Origin of the sequence: Mesorhizobium amorphae, assembly GCF_014843845.1 — a bacterium.
In the GTDB taxonomy this organism is placed as follows: Bacteria; Pseudomonadota; Alphaproteobacteria; order Rhizobiales; family Rhizobiaceae; genus Mesorhizobium; species Mesorhizobium amorphae_A.
In genome coordinates this window covers 77,729-88,438 of sequence record NZ_JHQS01000058.1, presented here as the reverse complement: position 1 = coordinate 88,438, position 10,710 = coordinate 77,729, and the positions used below count along the sequence as shown (strand labels likewise).

Here is a 10,710-nt window from a genome sequence, read left to right as displayed (position 1 = left end):
CTCAGCTTCATCCAACTCGCCTGCGCCATGTTATGGATGCGATGAATGTCGATTCAGCCTAGTGCGGCGTTGCCCCTGAAAACGAAAAAGGCCGGATTGATCCGGCCTTTTCGTATGTGCTTGATCCCCGTAAGGAAACTGGAGCGGGTGAAGCGATTCGAACGCTCGACCCCAACCTTGGCAAGGTTGTGCTCTACCCCTGAGCTACACCCGCTCGCGCGGCTTTAGGGCCGCAAGCCGCGCCTATATGGCTGAAGAGCGCGGCGATTGCAACAGGGAAATGACGAGCTTTTTGGCCTAGCTCTCAAGTGCGACCGACTCCGTTTTGCGGTACCGAGGATTCGCCGGTCCGTTCCAGGGACGGCCTTGCCGGGAGGTAGCATTGGCCGTAAACGGCATGGCCCTGCTGGAGATGAAGAGAAGACCGATGCCGAAGACCGAAGCCGAGCTTTTCGCCTTTCTCGCCGACCTCGGCATCACTGTCTCGACGCGGCGGCACCCGCCGCTCTATACGGTCGCCGATTCGCAGGCCCTGCGCGGCGAGATCCCCGGCGGCCACACCAAGAACCTGTTCCTCAAGGACAAGAAGGACAATTTCTTCCTGGTCAGCGTCGGCGAGGAGGCTGTGGTCGACCTCAAGCAGATCCACCAGCTGATCGGCGCCGCCAGCCGGGTCTCCTTCGGCAAGCCTGAGATGCTGATGGAGCTTCTCGGGGTCACGCCGGGCGCGGTCACGGTTTTCGGGCTGATCAACGACACCGAGCGGCGGGTCAAGGTGGTGCTCGACCAGGAGCTGATGGGGCATGATGTCATCAACGCCCATCCGCTGACCAATGAGGCGACGACCTCGATAGCTGCCGCCGATCTCGTCAAATTCGTCGAGGCAACCGGACACGATGCTGTTATCTTGAAAGTCTCGGCATGATCGCCACATGGATGGCGAAAACTGATCTCTAGGAAGGACGTTGCGCCCCTCCGCTGGTGGGCGGCGCGACCAGAAGGGCGACGACATGAGCGACAACAATCCGTTCGGCGGCCAATTCGGCAGCAATGCCGGCCAGTACGCCACGACAGTGCAATATGGCGGCACTGACGCAGAGCGCGCGAAAGCCGCGCTTGGCCAGGCGCCGGCGGACGTCATCAAGGATACGACGACGGCCGGCTTTGCCGTAGATGTCGTCCAGGAATCGCGCAGGCAGCCGGTTCTGGTCGATTTCTGGGCGCCCTGGTGCGGCCCGTGCAAGCAGCTGACGCCGCTGCTGGAAAAGGCGGTCAAGGCCGCCGGCGGTGCGGTCAAGCTGGTCAAGATGAACATCGACGAGCACCCCTCGGTCGCCGGCCAGCTCGGCATCCAGTCGATACCGGCGGTCATCGCCTTCAAGGACGGCCAGCCCGTGGACGGCTTCATGGGCGCCATTCCCGAGAGCCAGATCGGCGAGTTCATCAAGAAGATCGGCGGCAAGGCTGGCGGCGCCCCGCAAGTGGCCGAGGCGCTTGCCGCGGCTGCGGAAGCGCGCGAGGCCGGCGACATCCAGACCGCGGCCGATATTTATGATGCTGTGCTGGAGCAGGCGCCGGAGACGATCGAGGCGATCGCCGGGCTGGGCGAGCTTCTGTTCGAGGCCGGCGATGCGCAAGGCGCGGAAGCCATCCTGGCCCGCGCGCCGGAAGCCAAGAAGGATGCGCCGGCGCTTGCCGCGCTGCGCACCAAAATGGCGCTGGCCGCGCAGGCGGCCTCGCTCGGCAATCCGGACGAGTTCGAGCGGCGCCTGGCCGCAAATCCGGACGATCATCAGGCACGGTTCGACCTCGCCATGATCCAGAACGCCAAGGGCGAGCGCACGCAGGCGGCCGACAATCTTTTGGCGATCATCAAGGCCGACCGGACCTGGAACAATGACGGCGCCAAGGCGCAGCTGCTGAAATTCTTCGAAGCCTGGGGCATGACCGACGAGGCGACGCTCGCGGCGCGGCGCAAATTGTCGTCACTGCTGTTTTCCTGAGGCGCTTTGCCAGCTGTTTTTGCCTGGTGGGCTTGCGGCCGGCGGCCGGCGCGCCAGATTAGAGCAATTCCAGGAAAAGTGCGTAGCGGTTTTCCGTCCGGAATTGCGTGGATAGAGCGGTTCTGCGTTTGCGTGAAACGGTGAACCGCTCTGGGACTGGCGAGGCGAAGGGAGGACTGACGTGCAGGTGGGAAATGCGCACTACCGGCGTGGCGCGGATCTGCCGTCGACGATCCCCGTGTTTCCGCTTGCCGGTGCGCTGCTTCTGCCCGGTGGCCGTATGCCGCTCAACATCTTCGAACCGCGCTATCTGCAGATGGTGGACGAGGCTATCGCCGGATCGCGGCTGATCGGCATCATCCAGCCCAGCCTCGATGGCGCCTTGCGCGACGACGGCGAGCCGGAGCTGTGCAATGTCGGCTGCGCCGGGCGCATCATCTCGCTGGCCGAGAGTGGCGACGGCCGCTACCTGATCTCGCTGCAGGGCGTATGCCGCTTCCGCATTGCGCATGAAACCGCCGCCAAGACGCCGTTTCGACAGTGCCGGATCGCCCCCTTTCTGACCGATCTCGACGAGGACAAGGTCGGGGGCGAGGTCGACAGGCCGTCGCTGCTCAAGGCGTTTCGCGCCTATCTGCAGGCCAATGATCTGGAGGCCGACTGGGAAAGCGTCAGCCGCGCCGAAAACGCCATGCTGGTCAACGCGCTGTCGATGATGGCGCCCTACGGACCGGCGGAAAAACAGGCGCTGCTCGAGGCGGCGGATTTGAAGACGCGCGCCGAAACGCTGATCGCCATCACCGAGATGGCGCTGGCGCGCGAGAATGAGGACTTTGGCTCGAGCCTGCAGTAGGATGTGTCGATATTCAGGTGATGCCGGCCTGATCTTGATCTCAACACATACTGGGCCTCCAACTTGCTGAGATGAGGACACGATGGCGGCGGACGGGCGTGAGGAAAAGAAGGTCGATCCGAAGCTGCTGGAGCTGCTGGCCTGCCCGTTGACCAAGGGGCCGCTGGCCTGGGATCCGGAGCGCGGCGAATTGATCTCCAGGGTGGCAAAGCTCGCCTATCCGGTGCGCGACGGCATCCCGATCATGCTGCCCTCGGAGGCACGGACGATTTCCGCCGATGATGTGCTGCCCCCCGCGCCGCCGCGCCTGAGCGGACCGTCCTGAGCCGCACAGGGTGGAAGCCAGCGAATGTTGACGAGGGTGCGGGGCTTTATTCGGCCGCCTCTTCGATCCGCTCCATATCGTCGTCCGACAGGCCGAAATGGTGGCCGATCTCGTGGATCAGCACATGGGTGACGATGTCGCCCAGCGTCTCCTCGTTTTCGGCCCAGTAGTCGAGGATGGCGCGGCGGTAGAGCGTGACGCGGTTCGGGCCCTCGCCGGTCTGCGGGTTCCAGCGCTCGGCGATGCCGCGGCCCTCGAACAGGCCGAGCAGGTCGAACGGCGTTTCCAGCGACAGATCGTCCATGATCTCGTCGGTCGGGAAGTCGGCGATCTGGATGACGATCTCGCCGGTCAGCTTGCGGAATTCCTCCGGCAGATGGGCGTAGGCCTCCAGCGCCAGGAACTCCATCTCCTCCATCGACGGCGAAAGCTGGTCGTGCCAGGTGCGGGTCTTGTAGATGCGGGCCATGCTTTGTCCTTTGATCCCGGCATATAGGCTTTCAAGCCGGAATCGGCAAATGAACGCGGCAATTCGGTAGTGTCTTATCCAAGACGCTCTGGTCTATGGATCACCTTTACGATTTGATGGACGCCATTGCACCGAAGTCGGGACCGCGCGGTCCATATCAACAGTCGAGTGTTCAGGATGCCGCCTAGAAGCCCCTTCCTCAGGAGCGCTGCAATTTGCGGAGCATTTGCCGGACTGCTCCTTTTGGCGCTGGTGGTCTTGACCAGTTATCTCGGTAAGAATTCCGAGTTGGTTAGCATCCTTCGGATGCTTGTCGGCGCAACCATAGGCGTCGTTATTGTCTGGCTGGGTTTTGGGGTAGCCCGAAAGCTGTTGGGTCGATAGCTCAGACCCTAACGGCAATTCCCGTTTCAAGACATTTACTGCCTCCGGGGGAATCGCGTACGGGTCAGTTCCGGCCATGTAACAGGAGCTCTCATGCCGGACCTTTCCACCATTGGACTTTTCGCAATCGCTTGCCTCGCTTTGACCGCGACGCCGGGGCCGGACATGCTGCTGATCGCATCCCGCAGCGCCAGCCAGGGACGCGCGGCGGGCCTGGCGACCTATGCCGGCATCGCCGCCGGCACTTATTGCCATGCGCTGGCCGCCGCCTTCGGCCTGTCGCAACTGTTCCTCGCCGCTCCCATCGCTTACGACATCGTCCGTTATGCCGGAGCGGCCTATCTGGCATACCTTGCCTGGAAAGCCTTCAGCTCCGATGGAGCAGTACTTGCACCGGTCGCCGGCCTGCCGCGCTATTCGCAGGGCCGCATCTTCCGGCAAGGATTGTTCACCAATTTGCTCAACCCGAAGATGGCGCTGTTCGTGCTGGCGCTTTTCCCGCAGTTCGTGCAGCCGCAGGCGGGTTCCGTGGCGGCGCAGATCCTGGTGCTGGCGACCGTCCTCAATCTGATCGGGCTGATGGTCAATGGCCTGGTCATCCTGACCGCGAGCCGGATCGGTGCGGCACTGTCGAGGCGCACGCGGTTTCAGCGGGCGCCCCAGCTGTTGCTGGGAACCGTATTTGCAGGGCTTGCGGCACGGTTGGCCTTCGGTGGCCAACGCTAAGCGCGTTACCGCAGAGGAATAAATTCCCCATGACTCCGCTTGACTCTTTTAGCACCCTCTGGAATCTATAGGAACATAACAGGAACAATGCTGCTGAAAGTTGACCGTCATGGCGATGACCGCCGTGGCGCGGGAGACCGTTTTTGCCCTGCGCCGCCAGATCGCGAAGATCGAGGGAACGCTGCCCGAGCGCCTGGCGGCGCCGGCCGCCGTGCAGCCTGGCGCGCGCGCTGACACCGATGATGGCGGTATCGCGCCCGAACGCACGCCCGAGATCACAATTCTCCGGCGCGGCATTGCCGTGGCCTCGCCAGATGCGTTTTTGCGTACCGGTGTCGAGCGTCTCGATGCAGCGCTCAGCGGCGGTCTGCCGAAGGCGGCACTGAGCGAAATCCACGGCACGGAAACCCGCGACGCCGGGGCCGTCGCCGGCTTTGCGCTGTCGCTCACCAGCCTGATCCTCAGGCAAGAGCCGCATTTGCCGGTTCTCTGGATTGGCACATCGGAGATTTTTCGCGAGGCCGGCTTTCCCTATGCCAGGGGGCTGCATGGCCTGTTCGGCATCGAACCGGAACAGCTTCTGTTTTCCGAGGCACCAAAACTTGTCGATGCGCTGTGGATCGCCGAGGAGGCCGCCCGGATGACGGCGCTCGCCGCCGTCATCCTCGAAATCCGCGGCAGCCCGCAGCGGCTCGACCTCACCGCGACAAGGCGTCTGCACGCGCGGGCGCAAAACGCCGGCCGGCCGGTCTTCCTGCTGCGCCAGGCCGGCGAGGCTGAGCCGACGGCCGCGCCCGTGCGCCTCATCGTGTCGGCCGCCCCCGCGGCCAGCCGCGACACGATTGCCGGGCCGCTCGCCGGCTCGATCGGCCGCCCCGCCTTCACCGTCAGCATCGGCAAGAGCCGCACCGCCCTGCCCGGTCAATTCACACTGGAGTGGAACCCCGATGAACACGCTTTTGAGGAAAGAGAACGGGCAACGAATCCTGTCGCTGTGGTTCCCGCATCTGGCCGCCGAACGCATCCTGCGCCAGCGTCTGGGGCGGTCCTGGCGTTCCCGGCCGTCGGATCATTTGCCGCTGGTGATCAGCCATCGCGACCGCAACGCCCAGCGCATATCAGCCCTCGACGAGCGGGCTGAGGCGCTGCACCTGAAGCGCGGCATGGGCATAGCCGATGCGCGCGCCATGCATCCTTCGATCGATATCGTCGAAGCCGATCCGGAGGCCGATCGCCGCCTGCTCGAAGGCCTCGCCGACTGGTGCGACCGCTACACGCCGCTGGTGGCGATCGACGGTGCCGACGGCCTGTTTCTCGATGTCACCGGCTGCACCCATCTGTTCGGCGGCGAACGCACGATGCTGGACGAGATCCTGTCGCGCTTTTTCCATCAGGGTTTTGATGTCCGCGCCGGACTGGCCGCGACGCCCGGTGCCGCCTGGGCGGCGGCGCGCTTTTGCGGCGACCGCATCGTTGCCGGCGGCGAGGAGGAAGGGCTTCTCGCACCCCTGCCGCTGGCGGCACTCCGCATCGAGCCCGAGATCCGCGCCAGCCTGGAAAGCGTCGGCCTGCGCACAGCGGGCGCGGTGATGGCGGCCCCGCGCGCCCCGCTTGCCCGCCGCTTCGGCGCCACGCTGCTGTTGCGCCTCGACCAGGCGCTTGGCCGCCTCGACGAGGCGGTGTCGCCGCGCCTGCCGGTGGCGCCGCTGTCGGTCGAACGCCACCTCTCCGAACCCATCATGCTGACCGCCGACATAGAGCGGCTGGTGAGCCTTTTGGCGCGGGCGCTGAAGAGCGATCTCGAACGTCGTGGCGAGGGCGCCAGGATGCTGGCGCTGCTGCTGTTCCGCGTCGACGGCGCCGTCAGCCGCATCGCTGTCGGCACGTCGCGTCCCCTGCGCGAGCCCGTGCTGATCCAAAAACTGTTCCATGAAAGGCTTGCCGCGCTGGAGCAGGACATCGATGCCGGTTACGGCTTCGACCTGGTGCGCCTCTCGGTGTTGTCGGCCGCCGCCTTCGACATGCAGCAGGCCGACCTTGCCGGCGAGGCGGAGGACAGCGACGCCGACATCGCGCTGTTCGCCGACCGCATCCGCGCCCGCCTCGGCGAAGCCGCGGTGCTGAAGCCGGTCGTCGTCGAGAGCCATCTGCCGGAACGCGCCGTCACCACCGTCCCCTTCTCCGAGGTGCCGCAAAGGCGCGCACCGCCGAGGCAGCGTAACACCCCGCCGGCGACCGTCTTTCCGCCGGAGCGGCCGATCCGGCTGTTCCGTTCGCCCGAGCCGATCGAGGTGCCGGCCACCGAAATGCCGGAGGGACCGCCGATGAATTTCCGCTGGCGGCGCGCTCTCTATCGCGTCGCGCGCGCCGAAGGGCCGGAGCGCATCGCGCCTGAATGGTGGCGCCGGCAGCCCGGCGAGGAAGAGGCGCCGACCCGCGATTATTTCCGCATCGAGGACAGCGACGGCCGCCGCTACTGGCTTTACCGCCAGGGTCTCTACGGCGCTTCCGAGGTGCCGCCGCGCTGGTTCATGCACGGGGTTTTCGCATGAACGCGCTGGCCGCCATTCCCTATGCCGAGTTCGGCATCCAGTCGAATTTCTCCTTCCTGCGCGGCGCCTCGAAGCCGGAGGAACTGGTGGTGGCGGCAAAGTACCTCGGCTTTTCCGCGATCGGGCTGGCCGACCGCAACACGGTGGCTGGCGTCGTGCGCGCCTGGCAGCAGGCCAAGGTCGAAAGACTTGCCTATCATCCCGGCTGTCGCCTGGTCTTTGGCGACAGCACGCCCGACATCCTCGCCTATCCGCAGGACCGCAAGGGCTGGGGGCATCTGTGCCGCATGCTGACGCAGGCCAATCTGCGCGACGAAAACGAGAAGGGCGCGACGCTGCTCAGCCTGAGCGATCTTCTCGAATGGGGCGACCTCATGTCGCTGGCGGTCCTCCCCGACCTGCAGACGGGCGCCGAAGACAGCCTTGCCTTGGTTAGCCGGCTCAAGGATAGGTTCGGCAAAGCGCTTCGGCTTGCCGTTGCGCCGGATTATCGAGGCAACGACCGTTTCCGCATCGAGCAGGCCGCAAGCATGGCTGACATGACCGGCGTGCCACTGATGGCGACCAACGATGTTCTCTACCATAGCGCCGAACGCCGCTCGTTGCAGGACGTGCTGACGGCGATCCGCCTCAACACACCCGTCGCCGAAGTCGGGCTGGAATTGACGGCAAATGCCGAGCGCCATCTGAAGCCGTCGCTCGAGATGGCCCGGCTTTTCCGCAGGCATCCGCAGGCGCTGGCGGAGACGCTGCGCTTTGCCGGGGAACTGAGCTTCTCGCTGAATGACCTCCAATACAATTACCCCGACGAGCCGACGGAATCGGGTCTTGGGCCGCAGGCCGAGCTCGAACGATTGGCCAGGGAGGGGGCCGCCACGCGCTACCCGGCGGGCGTCCCTGCTTCAGTAACGCAGCGCATCGAGGAAGAGCTCGCCCTGATCGAGCGGCTGAACTACGCGCGCTACTTTTTGACCGTGTACGACATCGTCAAGTTTGCCCGCAACCAGGACATCCTCTGCCAGGGGCGCGGCTCGGCCGCCAATTCCATCGTCTGCTTCTGCATCGGCATCACCGAAGTCGGACCGGACCGCATCGACACGCTGTTCGAACGTTTCATCTCCGAGGAAAGAAACGAGCCGCCCGACATCGACGTCGATTTCGAGCATGAGAAGCGCGAAATCGTCATCCAGTACATCTACGAAAAATACAGCGCCAAGCGCACCGCTTTGGCCGCCGCCGTCATCAGCTATCGCGGCCGTTCGGCGCTGCGCGAGGTGGCCAAGGCGATGGGCCTGTCGGAGGACGTCCGCAGTGCATTGTCCAGCTCGATCTGGGGCTGGTCGACCTCGGAGCTCGGCGAGAAGGAGGCGAGCGCCGGCGGCATCGACCGCAGCGACCCGCTGGCCAGGCAGGTGATCGAGCACGCCAACGAGATCATGGGCTTTCCCCGCCATCTCTCCCAGCATGTCGGCGGCTTCGTCATCACCCGCGACCGGCTGGACGAGATCGTGCCCATCGTCAAGACGGCGATGGAGGAGCGCAAGATGGTCGAATGGGACAAGGACGACCTTGATGCGGTGAAGATCCTCAAGGTCGACGTGCTGGCGCTCGGCATGCTGACCTGCCTGAAGCGCGCCTTCACCTTGCTCACGCATCATTACCCGGACGCGCGGGACCCGTATGGCCAACCCTATGTGCTGGCCACTCTCCCGCCCGAGCACAAGGACGTCTACGACATGATCTGCCGCGCCGACACGCTCGGCGTCTTCCAGATCGAATCGCGCGCCCAGATGTCGATGCTGCCGCGGCTCAGGCCAGAAAAGTTCTACGACCTCGTCATCGAAGTGGCGATCGTGCGACCCGGCCCGATCCAGGGCGACATGGTTCATCCCTATCTGCGTCGCCGGCAAGGCAAGGAAAAGCCTGAATATCCGAAGCCAGAACTGGAGAAGATCCTCGGCAAGACGCTGGGCGTGCCGCTGTTCCAGGAGCAGGCGATGAAGATCGCCATCGTCGCCGGCGGCTTCCGGCCGGGCGAGGCCGACGAATTGCGCCGCGCCATGGCCACCTTCAAGCGCACCGGCACGATCGGCAATTATCGCCAGCGCATGATCGACGGCATGGTCGGCAGGGGCTACGAAAAGGCCTTCGCCGAGCGCTGTTTCAAGCAGATCGAGGGCTTTGGCGAATATGGCTTTCCCGAAAGCCATGCCGCATCCTTCGCGCTGCTGGTCTACGCCTCCTGCTGGTTCAAGACCTTCTATCCCGACGTGTTCTGCGCCGCGATCCTGAATTCCCAGCCAATGGGTTTTTACCAACCGGCCCAGCTCGTCCGCGACGCAAGCGACCATGGCGTCGAGGTTCGCGACGTCGATATCAATTTCTCCATCTGGGACTGCACTCTGGAGGACTCCTCTTTCGATCCCGCCCGCATCCTCTCACGCCATGCCGAAATGCGCGGCGTCATCCGCACCCACCATGCCGTGCGGCTCGGCTTTCGCCAGATCAAGGGCCTGTCCGAGGATCGCATGAAGCAGTTCGTCGACTGGCGCGGTTCCGGCTATGAGACCGTCAGGGATGTCTGGCTGCGCTCCGGCCTCGATGTCGACGAGATCGAGAAACTGGCACAGGCCGACGCCTTCCGCTCGATCGGCCTCGACCGCCGCGCCGCCTTGTGGGCAGTGCGGGCGCTGGACGGCAAGAGCGCGGCCGAAAAACTGCCGCTGTTCGACCAGAAGCATATCCGCCTGCGCGAGCTGGAGCCCGAGACGAGGCTGCCCACAATGCCGCTCGGCGAGCATGTCATCCATGACTACCGCTCGCTCGGCCTGTCGCTTAAGGCGCATCCGGTGGCCTTCCTGCGCGAGCGGCTGGACCGCACCGGCGTCACGCCGAATGCGCGCCTCCCGTCCGTCCGGGATGGCAGGCGGGTGTCCGTCGCCGGCCTCGTCCTGGTGCGCCAGCGCCCCGGCAAGGGCAACGCCATTTTCCTGACGCTGGAGGACGAGCATTCGGTCGCCAACATCATTTTCTGGGAAAGGACCTTCACCCGCTTCCGGCCCATCGTCATGGGCGCGCGCTTCATCCGCGTCACCGGCAAACTGCAGTCGGAATCAGGTGTTATCCATATCGTCGCGGAGAAGGTCGAGGATCTGACGCCCTGGCTGTCAGCATTGCTGGAGGAGGCCGCTGGCCAGCCAGGCTCCGATCCGAAGAGCGACCCGGCGAGACCGGTGAATCCGGATCGCTCCAGCCCGCCCGCTACTCGCAACATGCCAGCCGGACAGGACATCGCAACCTTGTCGGGCAAGGCCGAAAGCGTCATGCCCAAGGGACGGAATTTTCAGTAGAGCATGTCCCACGCCTCGCGGGCACGACCCAAGGTCTCGCGACCTCGC

9 protein-coding genes and 1 tRNA gene are annotated in these 10,710 nt (G+C 64.8%); 8 read left to right on the top strand and 2 right to left on the bottom strand.

Translation table 11 applies throughout. The features are described 5' to 3' along the window. Positions 1–139 precede the first annotated feature (139 nt). A tRNA-Gly gene (locus DH08_RS24825) sits at positions 140–214 on the bottom strand. 213 nt (positions 215–427) lie between these two features. Between DH08_RS24825 and DH08_RS24820 the strand changes: the two genes are divergently transcribed. The 4 genes from DH08_RS24820 to DH08_RS24805 all read left to right on the top strand — a co-directional run bounded on the left by DH08_RS24820 (position 428) and on the right by DH08_RS24805 (position 3,181). Continuing rightward, positions 428–925 carry a prolyl-tRNA synthetase associated domain-containing protein gene (locus tag DH08_RS24820; protein WP_192181796.1) on the top strand — a complete coding sequence of 166 codons (498 nt, stop codon included), beginning with the start codon at positions 428–430 and terminating at the stop codon, positions 923–925. A gap of 85 nt (positions 926–1,010) precedes the next feature. Further along, the gene (gene trxA, locus DH08_RS24815; protein WP_192181795.1) at positions 1,011–2,003 is read left to right on the top strand and encodes a thioredoxin; all 993 of its coding nucleotides are present in this window, start codon (positions 1,011–1,013) and stop codon (positions 2,001–2,003) included. Positions 2,004–2,184: 181 nt separating this feature from the next. Beyond that, a complete protein-coding gene (locus DH08_RS24810) occupies positions 2,185–2,856 on the top strand; it encodes an LON peptidase substrate-binding domain-containing protein (RefSeq protein WP_192181794.1) in 672 nt (223 codons plus the stop codon). An 82-nt stretch (positions 2,857–2,938) separates the two neighbouring features. Continuing rightward, positions 2,939–3,181, top strand: a complete 243-nt coding sequence (locus DH08_RS24805) for a Trm112 family protein (protein ID WP_065518149.1) — start codon at positions 2,939–2,941, stop codon at positions 3,179–3,181. 46 nt (positions 3,182–3,227) lie between these two features. Here DH08_RS24805 and DH08_RS24800 read toward each other — a convergent pair whose 3' ends face one another. Beyond that, positions 3,228–3,650, bottom strand: a complete 423-nt coding sequence (locus tag DH08_RS24800) for a metallopeptidase family protein (RefSeq protein ID WP_006202736.1) — start codon at positions 3,648–3,650, stop codon at positions 3,228–3,230. A 477-nt stretch (positions 3,651–4,127) separates the two neighbouring features. On the opposite strand from DH08_RS24800, the gene DH08_RS24795 reads away from it, so the two are divergent. The 4 genes from DH08_RS24795 (at position 4,128) to DH08_RS24780 (ending at position 10,662) form a co-directional block, all read left to right on the top strand. Continuing rightward, entirely contained in the window at positions 4,128–4,760 is a 633-nt protein-coding gene (locus DH08_RS24795; RefSeq protein ID WP_192181793.1) for a LysE family translocator, read from the top strand. A gap of 109 nt (positions 4,761–4,869) precedes the next feature. Further along, the gene (locus tag DH08_RS24790) at positions 4,870–5,901 is read left to right on the top strand and encodes an ImuA family protein (RefSeq protein ID WP_192181792.1); all 1,032 of its coding nucleotides are present in this window, start codon (positions 4,870–4,872) and stop codon (positions 5,899–5,901) included. Next, positions 5,843–7,312, top strand: a complete 1,470-nt coding sequence (locus DH08_RS24785; RefSeq protein ID WP_192181799.1) for a DUF6504 family protein — start codon at positions 5,843–5,845, stop codon at positions 7,310–7,312. Before DH08_RS24790 ends, DH08_RS24785 begins: the two co-directional genes overlap by 59 nt. After that, on the top strand, positions 7,309–10,662 hold the full coding sequence (locus tag DH08_RS24780) for an error-prone DNA polymerase (RefSeq protein WP_192181791.1): 3,354 nt from the start codon (positions 7,309–7,311) through the stop codon (positions 10,660–10,662). The genes DH08_RS24785 and DH08_RS24780 overlap by 4 nt, the downstream gene beginning before the upstream one ends. Positions 10,663–10,710 lie beyond the last annotated feature (48 nt).